The organism is Helicobacter pylori, assembly GCF_006439795.1.
Taxonomy (GTDB): Bacteria; Campylobacterota; Campylobacteria; order Campylobacterales; family Helicobacteraceae; genus Helicobacter; species Helicobacter pylori_CR.
In genome coordinates, this window is the sequence record NZ_VEYL01000004.1 from 86,197 (window position 1) to 103,539 (window position 17,343).

Below are 17,343 nucleotides of genomic sequence, written 5' to 3' on the forward strand. Positions count from 1 at the left end.
AAGCCCATTTTGAATACGAATGATTATTTTAATAAGGACAATCAATGAAAGATAGTTTTCTTTTCACTTCTGAATCAGTAACCGAGGGGCATCCTGATAAAATGGCTGATCAAATCAGCGATGCGGTTTTAGATTACATCATTGAGCGCGATCAAAAAGCCAAAGTCGCATGCGAGACTTTAGTTTCTAACGGGTTTTGCATGATCACTGGCGAGTTAAAAACTTCTGTTTATGCCCCTATGCAAGAGATTGCAAGAGAAGTGGTTAAAAAGATTGGCTATACAGACGCTCTTTATGGCTTTGATTACAGGAGCGCGGCGGTTTTGAATGGCGTTGGCGAGCAAAGCCCTGATATTAATCAAGGCGTGGATAGAGAAGATGGCGAGATTGGGGCAGGGGATCAAGGGCTTATGTTTGGTTATGCGTGCAAAGAGACTGAAACGCTCATGCCCTTACCCATTCATTTAGCGCACCAACTCACTTTCGCTCTGGCTCAAAAAAGAAAAGACAACACTCTGCCTTTTTTAAGGCCCGATGGCAAGTCTCAAGTGAGCGTGCGTTATGAAAACAACAAGCCTGTAAGCGTTGATACGATTGTTGTTTCTACCCAACACTCCCCAGAAGTTTCGCAAAAACATTTAAAAGAGGCCGTGATTGAAGAGATCGTGTATAAGGTTTTACCTAAAGAATATTTGCATGACAATATCAAGTTTTTTGTCAATCCCACAGGAAAATTCGTTATCGGTGGGCCGCAAGGCGATGCGGGTTTGACGGGCAGAAAAATCATCGTGGACACTTATGGGGGGAGTTGCCCGCATGGTGGGGGAGCGTTTAGCGGGAAAGACCCTAGCAAAGTGGATAGGAGTGCGGCTTATGCGGCCCGCTATGTGGCTAAAAATTTGGTAGCGAGTGGGGTTTGCGATAAAGCGACCGTGCAGCTTGCTTATGCGATTGGGGTGATAGAGCCAGTGTCTATTTATGTGAACACGCATAACACGAGCAAGTATTCAAGCACGGAGTTGGAAAAATGCGTGAAATCGGTTTTCAAACTCACGCCAAAAGGCATTATTGAAAGCTTGGATTTATTAAGACCCATTTATTCGCTCACTTCAGTTTATGGGCATTTTGGGCGCGAATTAGAGGAATTCACTTGGGAAAAAACCAACAAAGCTGAGGAGATTAAAGCGTTCTTTAAGCGTTAAAAAATATTTTAAGGGTAATATTTTAAAAAATTTTTGTATAATCAACAATTCACAAGGAGTTTAAATTGAAACAAAGAACGCTGTCTATTATTAAACCGGATGCACTTAAGAAAAAAGTGGTAGGCAAAATCATTGATCGCTTTGAGAGTAACGGCTTGGAAGTGATTGCTATGAAACGCTTGCATTTAAGCGTTAAAGACGCTGAAAACTTTTATGCGATCCACAGAGAGAGATCTTTTTTTAAAGATTTAATAGAATTTATGGTCAGTGGTCCGGTGGTGGTTATGGTTTTAGAGGGCGAAGATGCCGTGGCTAAAAACAGAGATCTTATGGGAGCGACTGATCCCAAACTCGCCCAAAAAGGCACTATCAGAGCGGATTTTGCTGAAAGCATTGACGCTAATGCGGTGCATGGGAGCGATAGCTTGGAAAATGCGCACAATGAAATCGCTTTCTTTTTTGCCGCTAGAGATCTTTAAGGTTTAAGGGCGTTTTTAAGTAAGCATGCAATTTGAAATGCGTAAAATCGCTTTTAATGCACCTAAAGCGTTTTCTTTAGAGCATGAGGGAGTGGTTTTAGAGGGCGAAGTTGTGCGGGTGGGGGCGAAATTGTTTCGTTTGGAAGCGTGCCTTAAGGGTGAATTGATGCTTATTTGCGATACAAGCGGTAAAGAGTTTAAAAAAAGCCTTGATGAGTCGTTGGTTTTGCATATTTCAGACGGGTTGTGGGATACGCAAAGCCAAAGTTTGGATTTTGATAATTTAGATGTTATTGAATCTTTCAATGGTTTTATTGATTTGAGCGAAATTTTACGCTCTGAAGTGGAGTCTATTAAATTAGACTACCATTATGCAGATTGAAATGAAGGAGAATTTATGGCAGTACCTGATAGAAGAGTGAGTAAGACAAGAGCGGCAAAAAGGCGCACGCATTATAACGTTAAGTTAGCTAAACCTGTGAAAGCCAAAGATGGCACTTGGAAGCTTCCCCACCATATTAACAAATTTACTAAAGAATACTAATATAAAAGCTATCTTTAGTGATAGAAAGTATTTAAAGGATTGCAACAAGCCTTTTAAGGACGCATGATGAAAATTGTAATAGACTTAATGGGGGCTGACCATGGGGTTTTACCCATTATTGAGGGAGTTTCAAGGGCTTTAGAGAATAAGAGTTTTAGTGCGGTTTTAGTGGGGGATAAAGACAAAGCGACCCCTTTTATTTCTAAAGAGTTAGCCAGCAAAGTGGAAATGATCCACACGCAAGATTATATTAAAATGGAAGAAGCCGCCACTGAGGCGATTAAGCGTAAGGAATCTTCCATTTACTTGGGCATGGATATTCTAAAAAATGGGGCTGACGCTTTGATTTCAGCGGGGCATAGCGGAGCGACTATGGGTTTAGCGACCTTGCGTTTAGGGCGTATCAAGGGGGTTGAAAGGCCTGCTATTTGCACTTTAATGCCTAGCGTTGGCAAACGCCCTAGCGTGCTGTTAGACGCAGGAGCGAACACGGATTGCAAGCCTGAATATTTGATTGATTTTGCTCTTATGGGGTATGAATACGCTAAAAGCGTGTTGCATTATGACAGCCCTAAAGTGGGTCTTTTGAGTAATGGCGAAGAAGATATTAAAGGGAATATGCTCGTTAAAGAAACGCATAAAATGCTGAAAGCTTATGACTTCTTTTATGGCAATGTGGAGGGGAGCGATATTTTCAAAGGGGTTGTGGATGTAGTGGTTTGCGATGGCTTTATGGGGAATGTGGTCTTAAAGACAACTGAAGGGGTCGCTAGTGCGATAGGCTCTATTTTTAGAGATGAAATTAAAAGCTCTTTTAAATCTAAAATGGGGGCTTTGATGCTTAAGAACGCGTTTGGTATTTTAAAACAAAAAACCGATTACGCTGAATATGGGGGAGCACCGCTTTTAGGCGTGAATAAAAGCGTGATCATCAGCCATGGCAAGAGCAACGCTAGAGCGGTTGAATGCGCGATTTATCAGGCTATTAGCGCTGTTGAAAGTCAGGTTTGTTTGAGGATTACTCAAGCGTTTGAGAGTTTGAAGCCTAGCGTTTCTGCGCATCAAAGTGATCAGCAAGACGCTTAAAGATGACTATGTTAAGGGGATTGAATGGAATTTTACGCCTCTCTTAAATCCATTGCGATGCATGTTCCAAGCGAGCGTGTGAAAAATGCAGAGTTTCAGCAATTTTTGGATACTAGCGATGAATGGATAGAAAAAAGGACTGGTATCAAAGAGCGCCGTTTCGCTAACGATGAAGAAAAAAGCAGCGATTTAGGGGTAATAGCGGCTAAACAGGCCATAGAGAGAGCGCATTTAACCCCACAAGACATTGATTTGGTGGTCGTGGCGACTTTAAGCCCTGATTTTTTGGCCATGCCTTCAACCGCTTGCGTGTTGAGCGCGAAATTAGGCATTGAAAACAAGCCGGCGTTTGATATTTCAGCCGCTTGCACGGGTTTTATTTATTTATTATCGGTGGCTAAGGCTTATGTTGAGAGCGGGATGTATGAAAATGTGCTGATTGTGGGGGCAGAAAAAACGAGCAGCGTGTTAGATTTTAAAGATAGGGGGACTTGTATTTTATTTGGCGATGGGGCTGGGGCGTGCGTGATAGGCAGGACCAAGCGTTTAAAAGAGAGCGTTTTAGACGTGCAAATTTCAGCGAACGGGAATTTTTCTAATTATCTTTATACGCCAAGGACTCTAAAACCCACGCCCTTTAACTCTAAAGAAGAAGCTTTAGAGCCTTTTTTGTGCATGAAAGGCAATGAAGTGTTTAAACTAGCGGTGAAAACGCTTTTAAAAGATGTGGAAATGATCTTAGAAAAAAACGCTCTCAAACCTGAAGATGTGCGTTTGTTTATCCCGCATCAAGCTAATTTTAGGATCATTCAAGCGGTGCGGGAGCATTTGGATTTTAAAGATGAGCAAGTGGTTTTAACCGTCCATAAATACGGCAACACTTCAGCAGCCAGTATCCCTATGGCCATGTGCGAAGCTTATGAAGAGGGGCGTTTGAAAAAGGGCGATTTAATGCTTTTAGACGCTTTTGGTGGGGGATTGACTTGGGGTTCAGCGTTGGTGTATTTTGGAGGATAAAAAGGATTGAAGGAGTATTGATGAAAAAGATGATTTTTTTATTCTTAGTGGTGTTGGGGGGGTTAAAGTCGCAAAGCGATTATTGCAGCGATCATTGCGAAGGCACGCCAGATAGCCGTATCCCTCCTATGGGGTTTCATTTCAGTTTTGTGCATTCAGTGAAATATTACTTGCAAGATCCGCAAGAGCGCGATCACAAGCTTGAAAAATGCCACAAAGCCTTTGACTCGACGCTTAAGGTTAATTTTATTACGAAGTCTTTTAAAAAGGATTGCAAGCATGCGCAAATGGCTTTAGAGCAAGCTCAAAAAGGGACTCCATAAAAGGTGTTTCTTTAGGGATTTTATTTCTTATAGCAGAAATTATTTTTAAAATAAAAGACAAATAATCTTTAGAAGTATCGTAGTTATTTTGATGCCCATAGTTATTATTGGGTTAGTATTAACAGCGTTGAGAGTGATGGGTTTTTTAGTAGAATATAATTCGTTGAATATCTCGGCTCTATTCTAGTTACTATAATAATATTTTTTCCTTATATAATTGGTCTAGTTATTGTCATAATATTACTATTGTTATAATTAGTTATATCTATGATTTTATTATTTTTTATTTTTTTGAATCCAATTCTTCCAGTGATTAGTAGCGTCTCAACCAAAAACTCAACCAACAACCAATTGAGAACCTAATATAGAAATTAATATTCTTTAGTCTGTTTTTTTAAAAAAGGGGGTTTTGGTTGCTTTATTTTATGGCAAACTTTTAAAGGGATAGGGGGATATTTTGCACTTTAATATCCCTTTAACCCCCAACTAAATCCCCCCTAACCCCATAATACCGCATTACAAGAAGCTATCGTTTGCTACGAAAACTTTTATATTAAAAAATACTTTTAGCGTTTTTAAATTTTATCCCCAACACCCCATTAGAACAAAAACCAAATTTTATTTGGAAAATTTATGGTAATACTCGCCCTTGTCCGTGATGATTTTAACTTCTAACAATTGGTTAGGCTTGCAATCCAGGCGGTAAAATATCTGTTGCGAATACTTTAACTCATGATCAAAGAGTTTTTCTTTTTTAAACTTATCGCCAAATTTGGGTTCTACTTTTTTAGTCGCTTCGCATGAATTTCCCCTATTGACAATCAGGTTTTTAATCACCACCGGTTCATCGTTCATAGAAGTGATGCTTAAAAGACTAGAGTCCGTCATTTTCCCCATGAATTTCCCCCCAGTCGCGCGATAATCCAGCTTGAAATCCAAATCCTTTGCCCCCACACAAACACCGCTTATAACTAGCAAGCTCAAACACATTTTTTTAAACATCAAAATCCTTTCAATAATAGTATTTGTAGGGTATTATAATCAAATTTGATATATTCTTTTTTAATCGTTTGTTGCGTTTAGTTTTTGATCAAGTTTGTAGCCCATGCAATCCATTTGAATAATTTTAAAAAATTTCTTTTTGTTTGTTTTTCTATCGCATCTTCTCCGCCATACAAAAGCCTTGTTTTGAACGCCATGGCCAATTCCATTCGCTTATTTTTAGCGTATTTGTTTCTATCGTTTGCGCTGAAACAATCTTCAATTTGTTTGAAATGCCTATCACAATCTGAGAGTTGCAAGATGGTGATAGGATTACCCAAATACTTATTAGCTCTTTTAAATCGTTCGCTCGTTGCTTTTTGGTTGAAAACGCATTTTCTGTCATCGTCTATCAAAACAATAGGGTTATTGTCTAACTCGCAAAGTTTTTGAATGGTTTCTTTCATATCGTTTGGATTGTTTTTAAGCCCTGAAATGGGTAAGAAAGTGAAAGGAATGGGGTTGTCTTTGTATTCTCGCTCATTGAAATACAATTTAAAAGTGCTCAAATAACAATAATCCGTGATGCCTTCTACAAAAATGATTCGGTGTTTTTGAGGGTTATGGAAAACATGCTGACCCACCCCTAAAGAGCGTTTGATTTTATCTAGGGCGTCGGAGTCTTTGCCCGCATTATTTAGGGGATAGTTAAAGTGATTCTTAATTACAGAGTCTTCTGTTTCTTTTTCTACAATCCTTATTTCATCTAAATGATCCGTATCCACTAAAAAGGGGTCATGGGTGGCTAAAACAAAAGTAACATGATTTTTATGAGCGTATTCTTTTAAAAACTTCCTGAATTCCTTTCTGGCTGGCACGCTCAAATGAGTGGCTGGCTCGTCCATGATATAGATAATATTCTTGTTAAGGCTAAAATATGATCCCCAATTATAAAGAAAACCAAACATGAAATTAAACGCCCATTGGAAGCCGGTGCTTTGCTGGCTTAAGATAATTGGCTCATTTTGATTATCAGATTTTCTGCAATCATGAATTTCAAGTTTTATTTCATATGCCGTATATTCCTTCTCTTCAGAAAGCTTATTATTGTGTCGGACATGAATTTTTAATTGGTAACTATCTTGAGGGCTATCTTCAGCGATCGCTAAAAGCCTGTTAAATTCTTTTGTAATCAAAGAATCTATTTTTAATTGCATGTTGTATTCCAAGATTTCTGCAAGATTTTCTAATATTTCTGTAAAATTTACCTTAAATAAAAGATGGCTTGTGTCTTTTTTAAAAAATTCAAATTGACATACATTATTATTGTATTTGCGTTTTACTTCAATTGGAAAAAGATGTTTTGATTGTCTGATCTCTTTTAGTAATTCTTGGTCTATTTCTTGCAAGTATTTTTCAGGGATATTGAACGATTTTTCAGAATCATAGATTACTAAATCATTATTTTTATCAAACATTATTATTTGTAACGCTTGACCATCTTTTAAAATGCTCCCAAAAAAATTCCAAATTGCATTAGGGTGAAAGTCCATTTTCCTAAACAATGAATTTCTAAAGAACCAATCCCATTGGTCAAATTCAGAAGGGGAAGAATAATCAATGCAAGTAAATAATGCAGTCTTAAGGTCATTGTCTGTGATTTTTGGCTCTTTGTATTCTTTCATGGTTGGCACGAGTTTGTAAGACTTATAAGATAAACCACCGCTTAAAGGGAATTGAACTTTATTTCTTAAGTTTTGAAACGCTGTATAAGGGTTACACTCTCGGCAATATTCTGCGAACTCAGAATAGTTTTTGCTTTGTTTGAATTTTTCCTTGTTCGCTTCAAATTTTTGCTTGATTTCATCAATTTTAGGGAACAAACGAGCGCCACTCTCATTGTCTAAAATCTTTATGTCTTCCCACAGAGATATTCTTGCTGATTTCAAAAGATTATCGTATTGGTATCGCCTAATTTTTGAATTTGATAACAATTCCATTTTTTCCAAATAAAACTGGCACATCATGTATTTCACATCTTTAGACGCATCATTAACAGCATGACTTGCTATATAATTTTTGCATATTTGTTGGATATTATCCAACAAAACATCATCATTAAACTCTAGCGTTTTTTGATTTTTGCAGTAATTTTCAATTTCTCGGATCAATCGCTCTTTTTTTCGCTCAAAATCCTCTCTTGTTTTTTCAAGGTCTTTTAAAGAATTTTTAATTTTCTTTTTAAGGTTGCCTATATTTAACCGGAATGTTCTAAATTGCTGTTTAAAATTTTCATTGATAGGGTATTTTTCATCTATTTCTTTAATAATGTCTTTCACTTCAATTTCTTTAATAATGTCTTTCACTTCAGTTTCTGGTGTGAATTTTGTAAAGTCGGTAGTCTTAAAAATTTCATCTAAAGCTTCTAGCTTTTTTAAGATATATTCCACATCTTTTGGTTTGATTTCTTTTTCACTAAGTTTTTTAAAATGAGAATAAATTTTTTCCAATTGATTTTGTTTGTGTTGCCCCATGACAAAAAATTCATCTGTGTTGTATCTTTTATTAGGCGTATTGCACTTTATGATTTCTTTGATGCACTGACAAAAATTTTTAATCCCTTCGCTATTACCGCTTACATGTTTGATTAATTCTTTGAAAAACAGATTGTTGGTTGCGTTGGCATATTCAGTTACAAACTCGCTCAATTTTAATTTTTCTTTGTAAAAATGTAAAAATAATCCTAATGAATTGTAAGAAGTTATAAGATTTATAAAATTACTCACAAGAGTGCAAATATTTGAATAGTCGTTATTGTTAGTGGGAATATAAACGCTGTTGTTACATTGTTCCCCTAAAGCTTCTACATGTTTTTCAAAAGGATAGCTGATTAATATTTTTGATAATTCTTTTAATTCTTCGCTAACTCCTTTAGTTTGGATCCTCAAATCCACGCAAGAAAAATCTGTGATTTTGTGATCAAGGATTGTTTCTTCTTCCAAGCTTAAAAGGGAATCTTTTTTATGGTTTTTAAAATAATATTCTTCACTACAAAGTTTAACATCCGCATCATTAAAGATTTTTAAAGCTTCTAAAACATTGCTTTTGCCGACATTATTTTCCCCCACTAAGATCACCAACCCCCCATGTTTTTCAAAACTTGAATTTAAAGGCAATTCTGTGGGCGATTTTCTACCCAAATTCCTAAAATGGTGCAATTTCAAAACACGCTTATAAAATTCCATGCCTTATCCTTTAAAAACGCAAATTTAATTTATAATGCAAAATTAAACAAAACATGCTATAAAGAAAATTCAAATACTATCATTTTAAGGATTAAAATGCTCACCCAAGAAGACGTCTTAAACGCGTTAAAAACGATCATCTACCCTAATTTTGAAAAGGATATTGTCAGCTTTGGTTTTGTTAAAAACATCACCTTGCATGACGATCAGTTAGGGCTTTTAATAGAAATCCCCTCAAGCTCTGAAGAAACGAGCGAAATTTTGAGAGAGAAAATCTCCAAAGCGATGCAAGAAAAGGGCGTAAAAGCTTTGAATTTGGATATTAAAACCCCGCCAAAGCCCCAAGCCCCAAAGCCCACCACTAAAAATTTGGCTAAAAATATCAAGCATGTGGTCATGATAAGCTCAGGTAAGGGCGGTGTGGGTAAAAGCACCACCAGCGTGAATTTAAGCATCGCTTTAGCGAATTTAAACCAAAAAGTGGGGTTATTGGACGCTGATGTGTATGGCCCTAATATCCCTAGAATGATGGGCTTGCAAAACGCTGATGTGATCATGGATCCTAGCGGTAAAAAACTCATTCCTTTAAAGGCTTTTGGCGTTTCTGTGATGAGCATGGGGCTTTTGTATGATGAAGGGCAGAGTCTCATTTGGAGAGGGCCTATGCTTATGCGAGCGATTGAGCAGATGCTAAGCGATATTATTTGGGGGGATTTAGACGTGCTGGTGGTGGATATGCCCCCAGGAACAGGCGATGCGCAACTCACGCTAGCCCAAGCCGTGCCACTCAGCGCAGGAATCACCGTTACGACGCCTCAAATAGTGAGTTTAGATGACGCTAAACGGAGTTTGGACATGTTTAAGAAATTACACATTCCTATTGCAGGGATTGTGGAAAATATGGGGAGTTTTGTGTGTGAGCATTGCAAGAAAGAGAGTGAGATTTTTGGCTCAAACTCCATGAGTGGATTATTAGAGGCTTATAACACGCAGATTTTAGCCAAGCTCCCTTTAGAGCCTAAAGTGCGTTTAGGGGGGGATAAGGGCGAACCGATTGTGATTTCTCACCCTGATAGCGTGAGCGCTAAGATTTTTGAAAAAATGGCAAAGGATTTGAACGCTTTTTTAGACAAAGTGGAAAAAGAGAAATTAGCCGATAATAAGGACATTCAGCCCACACAAACGCATGCCTGCTCGCATTAGTTTTGAAAGGGGTTTTAAAAAACCCTTTTAATCAATCGTTTCGCTTTTTGTTTGGCTTTAAAAAGCAAAAATTCTATAAGGAGTTTAGAAGAAAGCCTGGGCAGAAGAAATTCAAAAGAATGCCGTTTGTCTGAAAAAGACAGGATTTTATTAAGAGCGTGGATTTCTTGGGTTTCTTTATCCTTGTTTTGAAGGGATTCAAAGAGATGATCTAAAAAGGGAGCGTTAAAATAGGCGTCTTTAAAAGGCGTTTGAACCAACGCTTCATGCCATTTTTTCGCGCCAATGACACTGAAGAGTTTCCAGGGTTTATTGCCCCAAAAATGCAACATGCGCACTTCTTTGATGCTAGGGAATGAGGGCGTATCAAGGAAACTAGGGTGGGCGTTGTATGAATAAGGTAATTCTAAAATCCTACCACGGCACACAAAACACAAAGTATCTTGATCGCTAAATAAAAGTTTTTCATTTTTCAAAAGGAAAAATGCAATCAATTGGTTTTCCAAATTTTCTTTACGCCATAATTTTAAATTTAAGGCTAAAAACCCAGCATTAAAGTAGTTGTCAAAAAGGATTTGAGCTTCTTTTAAATCAGGGAAAGCGTCAGCGACGCCAATCGTTTTTGCGCGCATTTGGCGTAATTCGTATAAATCCTTAGCCGAATTCCTGTTCATAGCGATCAAATCTTTTTCTCTCACAGCCCCAAAATAATGATCACCAAGGGGGATAAAAAAACTCTCGCTAATATCGCCCACAAACAAAGTATCCACATCAAACATGATCATCTTATCGTATTGGGGGAAAAGGGAGGTAAAAAAGAAGCGGCACATGATCATTTTAGAAAAGCGTTTTTGCGAAAAAGAATTGAGTTTTAAATACAATTTTTTAATTCCACCAGCTATTAAAGGATCAAGTTTGTAATAATTATGGCGTGGTTTTGATTCTTCATCAGAAATATCCAAAAACTCTATACTAGAAAAAGCGCTAAAAGGAGCGATCGTTTCTTCTAATGTGGCTATATCCTCTAGGCTTAAACCCTCCACTAAACAATGGATTTGATAAAAGAGTTTTACTCTCTCTCTCTCTCTCTCTCTCTCGTTTGGCGTTGGCTAACATGGAATACAAGCTCACGCCAGCAGGGATACAATAATTATTATCAAAAGCCACCACAATGGGGATAATCTCTTGCATGCACAATCCTTAAATCTTTAAATTGAACCCGCTTTTTGTAAAAAAGGGGGGGATATCTGTGATTTTATCGTTTTTTTTTTTTCAAAACTATAATGAGCGAGCGAGTTTGTTTTATTGTATAATATCAGAATTCAATAAAAAAGGTGCTTAATAAAAGAGTGCTTAATCAAAAAGTTTGGCTAGGGCTTTTAGCTTTGCATGGGGTTTTTCTCAACGCTTTTGAGTATCAAGTGAGTGCGAGAGTGGGATCGTTTTCGCGCATCGCTTTGAATCAATCGGTTATCAATTCCAAAAAAGGGATTTACCCTACAGGGAGTTATGTAACCACTACCGGGGCTTTACAAGTTGATTCTAGTTTGCTCCCTAAAGGGATTGAAAACCACAAATTGGGTTTTGGGGTGGGGGGTGAGATCGGGGCGTTGGCTTATGATTCTACGAAATTTTTGATTGATGAAGCCAATCCTAAGGCAGGGTTTCAGCCGGCGAACTGGTATTACATGGGGCGATGGGAGGGCTATTTGATGCAACACAGCCAAAATTGGACCAGAGAGCAAAAGGCTCAAAACGCCAGGCCTTATGTGTTATACAATTTGTATTTAGATTATCAATATAAGGATATTTTTGGGATTAAATTAGGGCGTTACCCCTCTAAGGCTTTGTTTTTGAGCGGGTTTAATCAAGGGTTTGAGCTTTTTTACCGGTGGAAAAAGTTTAAGATAGAGTGGTTTAGCACCTTTGGAAGGGCTTTAGCTAATGAACAATACATTAGGGATTTTTACGCCCCTGTCAATTACAAGCAAAAAACCAACTACGGCATGCACAATTTCAATCTCATTTACGAAAATAAATACATTAGGGTCGCGCCTTTTATTTGGTTTTACCCTAAGAATTTTAACGCTCCCGGATTTGAAATCACCCATGATACAAAGTCTTATTGGAAATCTGGTTGGCGCATCCAAACGACTTTTTACGCATGGTTCCCCCTTTATAGCGATTATTTGTCTAAAGATTATTACAGAGCCGCTTTAGTGGGTAAAAAAGCAGCGAGTTTGTTTGTGTTTCAAAGAATCAATTTCCGCTCTTATCGTTTTGGCTGGAGCGTGTATAAGAATTTTGGGAACGGGAGCGTTCAATTAGGCTGGAACGGCTCACCAGTGGATCCTTTTTATGACACTAAAGATGACACCCCTTATGAAGACGCTTATTCCAATTTTTACAACGCTAATTCCATAACCATTAACGCTTTTATAGGAAAGAGCGTTAAGAATCTTTTGGTGCAATTGTATGGGAAATTGACCTATTCCCCAAGGGCTGATTCGCAAAGTTTAGGGGTTACTTTTAAATATAACTTTAAAAAACATATCTATTTAATGCTCATGTTTAATGGCTATCAAGTTACGATGCATAAGGGTTATAAGGTAGGGTTTTTTACAAGCGGTTACAACCCTGATTTCGCTCAAACCATTCAAAACAGAAGCTATTTGATGAGTTCTATGAGTTATCGTTTTTAAAAAATTAAACATTCTTTCATGTTATTTTTTTAAGCCATAGCATACCCCTTTTAAGCGTGCTTTTATTGTATAATCTTAAAAATTTTATTAAAGGAAAAGATCAATGTCTAATCAAGAATACACCTTCCAAACCGAAATCAACCAGCTTTTGGATTTGATGATCCACTCTTTGTATTCCAATAAAGAGATTTTTTTAAGAGAGTTGATTTCTAACGCGAGCGACGCTTTGGACAAGCTGAATTATTTGATGCTGACCGATGAGAAATTAAAAGGGCTGAACACCACGCCCAGCATTCATTTGAGTTTTGATAGCCAGAAAAAGACCTTAACGATTAAAGATAATGGTATAGGCATGGATAAAAACGATCTCATTGAGCATTTAGGCACGATCGCTAAATCAGGCACGAAGAGTTTTTTAAGCGCTTTGAGCGGGGATAAGAAAAAAGATAGTGCACTGATTGGTCAGTTTGGCGTGGGTTTTTATTCGGCGTTCATGGTAGCGAGTAAGATTGTCGTTCAAACCAAAAAGGTAAATAACAATCAAGCTTATGCATGGGTGAGCGATGGTAAGGGCAAGTTTGAAATCAGCGAATGCGTCAAAGAGGAGCAAGGCACAGAAATCACCCTCTTTTTAAAAGATGAAGATTCTCATTTTGCGAGCCGTTGGGAGATTGATGGCGTTGTTAAAAAGTATTCTGAGCATATCCCTTTCCCTATTTTTTTAACTTACACCGATACGAAATATGAGGGCGAAGGGGATAATCAAAAAGAAATTAAAGAAGAAAAATGCGAGCAGATCAATCAAGCGAGCGCTTTATGGAAAATGAATAAGAGCGAGTTAAAAGACAAAGATTACAAAGAGTTTTACCAATCGTTTGCGCATGATAACAGCGAGCCTTTGAGCTATATCCATAATAAAGTGGAAGGCTCTTTAGAATACACAACGCTTTTTTACATCCCTAGCAAAGCGCCCTTTGATTTGTTTAGGGTGGATTATAAAAGCGGGGTCAAACTTTATGTTAAAAGGGTGTTTATCACTGATGATGACAAAGAATTGTTGCCCTCTTATTTGAGGTTTGTTAAAGGCGTGATTGACAGCGAAGATTTACCCTTGAACGTGAGCCGTGAAATCTTGCAACAGAATAAGATTTTAGCCAATATCCGTTCGGCTTCAGTGAAAAAGATTTTAGGCGAGATTGAACGCTTGAGCAAGGATAATAAGAATTACCATAAATTCTATGAGCCTTTCGGGAAAGTGTTGAAAGAAGGCTTGTATGGGGATTTTGAAAACAAAGAAAAACTTTTAGAATTGTTAAGATTCTATTCTAAAGACAAAGAAAAATTAGTTTCTTTAAAAGAATACAAAGAAAGTTTAAAAGAAAATCAAAAAAGCATTTACTACCTTTTAGGCGAAAATTTAGACTTATTAAAGGCGTCCCCCATTTTGGAAAAATACGCTCAAAAAGGCTATGATGTTTTGTTATTGAGCGATGAAATTGATGCGTTTGTGATGCCAGGCGTGAATGAATACGATAAAACGCCCTTTAGAGACGCTAGCCATAGCGAGAGTTTGAAAGAGCTTGGTTTGGAAGAAATCAATGATGAGGTAAAAGATCAGTTTAAAGATTTGATGAAAGCGTTTGAAGAAAATCTTAAAGATGAGATTAAAGGCGTAGAGCTTTCTAGTCATCTCACTTCAGCGGTGGCTTTAATAGGCGATGAACAAAATGCGATGATGGCTAATTTTATGCGTCAAATGGGCCAAAGCGTGCCTGAAAGCAAGAAAACTTTAGAATTAAACCCTAACCATGCGATTTTACAAAAACTCTTAAAATGCGAAGATAAAGAGCAGTTGAGCGCTTTTATCTGGTTGCTTTATGATGGGGCGAAGCTTTTAGAAAAAGGGGCTTTGAAAGACGCTAAAAGTTTTAATGAGCGTTTAAATAGCGTGCTGTTAAAAGCGTTGTAGGAAAAAACCCTTTTTAAGGGTTTGAATAAAAATGCTTTAAACCCTTCAAATACCAATCTAAAAACGGCAATGAATGGGTGCGATAAAAACTTTATCATGATTAAAAGATTAGTTCGTGGGGTTTATGCTTCCATTAAAACATTAAAAAGCGTAGAAGCCAGCTAAACACGGCGTTTGGCTTAACTTTATTGAAACTAAAGTTCTATTTTCAATTCCTTGAGAGCGTCGCATGCTTCTTTAACGCCTGATTTACAACCTTTTTTAAAGTTTTCTACCGCTTGTTTTTCATCCTTTGCTGTGCCTTGTCCATTATATTGCATAACCCCTAAATTATAACACCCTCTACCATCATTCAACTCGCATGCATTAGAATAACGAGCGATAGTTTCCTTAAAATTCTTTGTTACACTATATATATATCCTGCATTAATACACCCTGGGCTGTCTTTTAAATCGCAAGCTTTTTCATACAAATCAAGAGCCTTTCTTAAATCCTTAGGCGTGCCTACGCCATGATGGTATAAGGTCCCTAATACCGTGCACCCTTCAGCATGGTTCAATTCACAAGATTTAGAGTAATATTGTGAGGCTTTTTTGGCGTCTTTAGAAACGCCTTGTCCGTTATAGTATAAATTGCCTAGCAGGCGGCACCCATAACTATCATTTAATTCACAACCTTTAGTGTAAAATTGAATGGCTTTTTTCAAGTCTTTTCCCACTCCTTTCCCTTCTTCATAGAACGCCCCTAAAAAAACACACCCAAAACCCTCTTTTAACTCACACGCTTTTTCAAAATGCACTTTAGCTTGAGCGAAATCTTGCTTCTTCGCGCTCTCTATGCCTAAATTTACAAGCTCTTTAGCGTCTGGCTCTGCCATTAAACCTTTCAAACACAACGCACCCAAACACAAGACCCCAAAAAGGGTTTTTTTAACGCTTCCTAGCATGGTATATCTCCTATTAAAAAAATGTGATCCCTTATAATTGTAACCAAATATTGACGATTAAAGCCTTATTGAACCTTTATTGATGAGATAAAGAAAAAATTATTTTTCTTTTAACTGCGTGTTGTTTGAGCTTAATTGCTATGCTAAAAGGGATACTTCTAAAGATAAGGCTTAAAAGAGTTTGTCTTAAAAAGTTGATTGAACCGCCACCCTTTTAAGAGCGGCTTTGGTAAGAGCCTTAAGAATTTTAACTAAAAACAAAAGGAGCATTAAAAATCTTTAACAAAGGGGCGAAAGAATTGTAGCAAGCTTTGGTTATTTTGTCAAGCATTGCATGCGCTCTTATAAAGGCTACAACAAATGGATTGCAAGCACGCTAAGGCTTGAGCTGTTTTGGTGGTTTGTATCAGCGAAAAAGGCGTTGGTATTAAAAGAAAAATCCCTCACGCCAAAACTATTGTTATACCCATTTATTTCTCGCTCAAATCCTCTAAAACCCCTAAAAACACTTTTTCTAAAAGCTCTAATTCTTTCAAGCTCACCCTTTCATCAATGGCATGGATCCTGTCATTAATCACGCCAAATTCCACCACTTCTATACCATGAGCGCTAAAAAACCGCGCATCGCTCGTGCCGCCTTTGGTGTTTAAAAGGGGGGTGGCATGGCATGCCTTTAAAATATTTTCTTTTAAAACGCTAATAAGCTTTGAATGAGAAGCCGTGATGAAAGGCGAACTGCTTGATTCTAATTCTAAAGTGTGAGGCACGCTTTTTAAAACTTTTTCTAAATATTCTTTCAAACTTTCTTTGGTGGTTTTTAAAGAATGGCGCGCATTAAAGATGATTTCTACGCTTGCGGGAGTAACATTATTCGCCCCTAACCCTGCATGCAAGTTAGTGATAACCAATTTTGAAGGGTCAAAATACTCATCGCCATCGTTTAAATTAACTCCTGAAATCAAGGGCAAAACAGAAGCGAGCGCGTCAATGGGGTTTTGGCATTTTTGCGGGTAAGCTACATGCCCTTGAACGCCTTTTAAAATGAGTTTGCCATTAATAGAGCCTCTTCGGCCAATTTTGATGCTATCGCCTAGGACTTTTTCGCAAGTGGGTTCAGCCACAATGGCCATATGGGGCAACAAATCTTTTTCTTTGAGTTTTTCTAACATGAGCCTAGTGCCAAAAATCCCTGGCCCTTCTTCATCGCTTGTGAGTAAAATAGAAAGCAAAAAAGGGGTTTTAGGGTTAAAATTTAAACTTGCGCTCAAAAACGCCCCCACGCCCCCTTTCATGTCTTGCGCCCCACGGCCGTATAAAAACCCCTCTTTAATAATGGGTTTAAAGGGATCGCTTTGCCAATTATCTCCAGGAGGCACGACATCAATATGCCCTGCAAAGCAAAAATGCAAGGGCTTAACCTTTTCTTTTGCATGCTTTCCCTTTATATGCTTTTCTTCTGCATGCTTTTGGAGGGGGTTAAAAATGCGGTATAAAAAAAGGTTTTTCACGCCATTTTCCCCACATTCTAGGGTTTTAAAAGCAGGAAAAAGCGATTTGATGTATTCAAAAATACCGCATTCTTTGGGCGTAATGGTGGGGTAACTGATGAGTTTTTGGGTGATTTCTAAAGCGTTCATTAAAAATC

At 37.7% G+C, this 17,343-nt stretch carries 15 protein-coding genes and 1 pseudogene; 10 read left to right on the forward strand and 6 right to left on the reverse strand.

Features of this window, described 5'->3' with window-relative positions; all coding sequences use genetic code 11:
• The first annotated feature begins 44 nt into the window (after positions 1 to 44).
• The 7 genes from metK (at position 45) to FIM66_RS03015 (ending at position 4,651) form a co-directional block, all read left to right on the forward strand.
• Complete coding sequence (metK, locus tag FIM66_RS02985; RefSeq protein WP_140547981.1) at positions 45 to 1,202, forward strand: methionine adenosyltransferase; 1,158 nt, start codon at positions 45 to 47, stop codon at positions 1,200 to 1,202.
• Between the two features lie 65 nt (positions 1,203 to 1,267).
• Entirely contained in the window at positions 1,268 to 1,681 is a 414-nt protein-coding gene (gene ndk / locus FIM66_RS02990; RefSeq protein WP_140488319.1) for a nucleoside-diphosphate kinase, read from the forward strand.
• 25 nt (positions 1,682 to 1,706) lie between these two features.
• Complete coding sequence (locus FIM66_RS02995) at positions 1,707 to 2,063, forward strand: hypothetical protein (RefSeq protein WP_001159178.1); 357 nt, start codon at positions 1,707 to 1,709, stop codon at positions 2,061 to 2,063.
• Positions 2,064 to 2,078: 15 nt separating this feature from the next.
• On the forward strand, positions 2,079 to 2,225 hold the full coding sequence (gene rpmF, locus FIM66_RS03000; protein ID WP_140489723.1) for a 50S ribosomal protein L32: 147 nt from the start codon (positions 2,079 to 2,081) through the stop codon (positions 2,223 to 2,225).
• 66 nt (positions 2,226 to 2,291) lie between these two features.
• Entirely contained in the window at positions 2,292 to 3,311 is a 1,020-nt protein-coding gene (plsX, locus tag FIM66_RS03005) for a phosphate acyltransferase PlsX (protein ID WP_194146363.1), read from the forward strand.
• A gap of 24 nt (positions 3,312 to 3,335) precedes the next feature.
• The gene (locus tag FIM66_RS03010) at positions 3,336 to 4,328 is read left to right on the forward strand and encodes a ketoacyl-ACP synthase III (RefSeq protein WP_140478202.1); all 993 of its coding nucleotides are present in this window, start codon (positions 3,336 to 3,338) and stop codon (positions 4,326 to 4,328) included.
• Positions 4,329 to 4,348: 20 nt separating this feature from the next.
• Positions 4,349 to 4,651, forward strand: coding sequence for a hypothetical protein (locus FIM66_RS03015; protein WP_140498677.1), 303 nt, complete (start codon positions 4,349 to 4,351; stop codon positions 4,649 to 4,651).
• 618 nt (positions 4,652 to 5,269) lie between these two features.
• Here FIM66_RS03015 and FIM66_RS03020 read toward each other — a convergent pair.
• Both FIM66_RS03020 and FIM66_RS03025 read right to left on the reverse strand, forming a co-directional pair.
• Complete coding sequence (locus FIM66_RS03020) at positions 5,270 to 5,653, reverse strand: hypothetical protein (RefSeq protein WP_140478207.1); 384 nt, start codon at positions 5,651 to 5,653, stop codon at positions 5,270 to 5,272.
• Between the two features lie 77 nt (positions 5,654 to 5,730).
• Positions 5,731 to 8,877 carry an ATP-binding protein gene (locus FIM66_RS03025; protein ID WP_140501205.1) on the reverse strand — a complete coding sequence of 1,049 codons (3,147 nt, stop codon included), beginning with the start codon at positions 8,875 to 8,877 and terminating at the stop codon, positions 5,731 to 5,733.
• On the opposite strand from FIM66_RS03025, the gene FIM66_RS03030 reads away from it, so the two are divergent.
• Complete coding sequence (locus FIM66_RS03030) at positions 8,842 to 10,080, forward strand: Mrp/NBP35 family ATP-binding protein (RefSeq protein ID WP_140478211.1); 1,239 nt, start codon at positions 8,842 to 8,844, stop codon at positions 10,078 to 10,080. The genes FIM66_RS03025 and FIM66_RS03030 overlap by 36 nt on opposite strands.
• Before the next feature lie 14 nt (positions 10,081 to 10,094).
• On the opposite strand, the gene FIM66_RS03035 is transcribed toward FIM66_RS03030, so the two are convergent.
• Together FIM66_RS03035 and FIM66_RS08315 are read right to left on the reverse strand one after the other, a co-directional pair.
• Positions 10,095 to 11,123, reverse strand: coding sequence for a glycosyltransferase family 8 protein (locus FIM66_RS03035; RefSeq protein ID WP_341472524.1), 1,029 nt, complete (start codon positions 11,121 to 11,123; stop codon positions 10,095 to 10,097).
• Positions 11,107 to 11,271, reverse strand: a pseudogene (locus FIM66_RS08315) (glycosyltransferase family 8 protein); the annotation flags it as partial. The gene FIM66_RS03035 and the pseudogene FIM66_RS08315, both read right to left, overlap by 17 nt.
• Positions 11,272 to 11,429: 158 nt before the next feature.
• On the opposite strand from FIM66_RS08315, the gene hofA reads away from it, so the two are divergent.
• A complete protein-coding gene (gene hofA, locus FIM66_RS03045; protein WP_140599947.1) occupies positions 11,430 to 12,782 on the forward strand; it encodes an outer membrane beta-barrel protein HofA in 1,353 nt (450 codons plus the stop codon).
• A 103-nt stretch (positions 12,783 to 12,885) separates the two neighbouring features.
• Complete coding sequence (htpG, locus tag FIM66_RS03050; protein WP_140599949.1) at positions 12,886 to 14,751, forward strand: molecular chaperone HtpG; 1,866 nt, start codon at positions 12,886 to 12,888, stop codon at positions 14,749 to 14,751.
• 194 nt (positions 14,752 to 14,945) lie between these two features.
• Here the strand turns inward: htpG and hcpA are convergent, their stop codons facing one another.
• On the reverse strand, positions 14,946 to 15,698 hold the full coding sequence (gene hcpA / locus FIM66_RS03055) for a Sel1-like repeat protein HcpA (protein ID WP_140478219.1): 753 nt from the start codon (positions 15,696 to 15,698) through the stop codon (positions 14,946 to 14,948).
• Between the two features lie 470 nt (positions 15,699 to 16,168).
• Positions 16,169 to 17,335: a succinyl-diaminopimelate desuccinylase gene (gene dapE / locus FIM66_RS03060; RefSeq protein ID WP_140478221.1), complete on the reverse strand. Its 1,167-nt coding sequence runs from the start codon at positions 17,333 to 17,335 to the stop codon at positions 16,169 to 16,171.
• Positions 17,336 to 17,343 lie beyond the last annotated feature (8 nt).

Bases quoted from the DNA above. Each gene is read 5' to 3' on its own strand.
- metK (WP_140547981.1), top strand. From the start codon at position 45: ATGAAAGATAGTTTTCTTTTCACTTCTGAATCAGTAACCGAGGGGCAT.
- FIM66_RS02995 (WP_001159178.1), top strand. From the start codon at position 1,707: ATGCAATTTGAAATGCGTAAAATCGCTTTTAATGCACCTAAAGCGTTT.
- rpmF (WP_140489723.1), top strand. From the start codon at position 2,079: ATGGCAGTACCTGATAGAAGAGTGAGTAAGACAAGAGCGGCAAAAAGG.
- plsX (WP_194146363.1), top strand. From the start codon at position 2,292: ATGAAAATTGTAATAGACTTAATGGGGGCTGACCATGGGGTTTTACCC.
- FIM66_RS03010 (WP_140478202.1), top strand. From the start codon at position 3,336: ATGGAATTTTACGCCTCTCTTAAATCCATTGCGATGCATGTTCCAAGC.
- FIM66_RS03015 (WP_140498677.1), top strand. From the start codon at position 4,349: ATGAAAAAGATGATTTTTTTATTCTTAGTGGTGTTGGGGGGGTTAAAG.
- FIM66_RS03020 (WP_140478207.1), bottom strand. From the start codon at position 5,653: ATGTTTAAAAAAATGTGTTTGAGCTTGCTAGTTATAAGCGGTGTTTGT.
- FIM66_RS03030 (WP_140478211.1), top strand. From the start codon at position 8,842: ATGGTGCAATTTCAAAACACGCTTATAAAATTCCATGCCTTATCCTTT.
- FIM66_RS03025 (WP_140501205.1), bottom strand. From the start codon at position 8,877: ATGGAATTTTATAAGCGTGTTTTGAAATTGCACCATTTTAGGAATTTG.
- htpG (WP_140599949.1), top strand. From the start codon at position 12,886: ATGTCTAATCAAGAATACACCTTCCAAACCGAAATCAACCAGCTTTTG.
- hcpA (WP_140478219.1), bottom strand. From the start codon at position 15,698: ATGCTAGGAAGCGTTAAAAAAACCCTTTTTGGGGTCTTGTGTTTGGGT.
- dapE (WP_140478221.1), bottom strand. From the start codon at position 17,335: ATGAACGCTTTAGAAATCACCCAAAAACTCATCAGTTACCCCACCATT.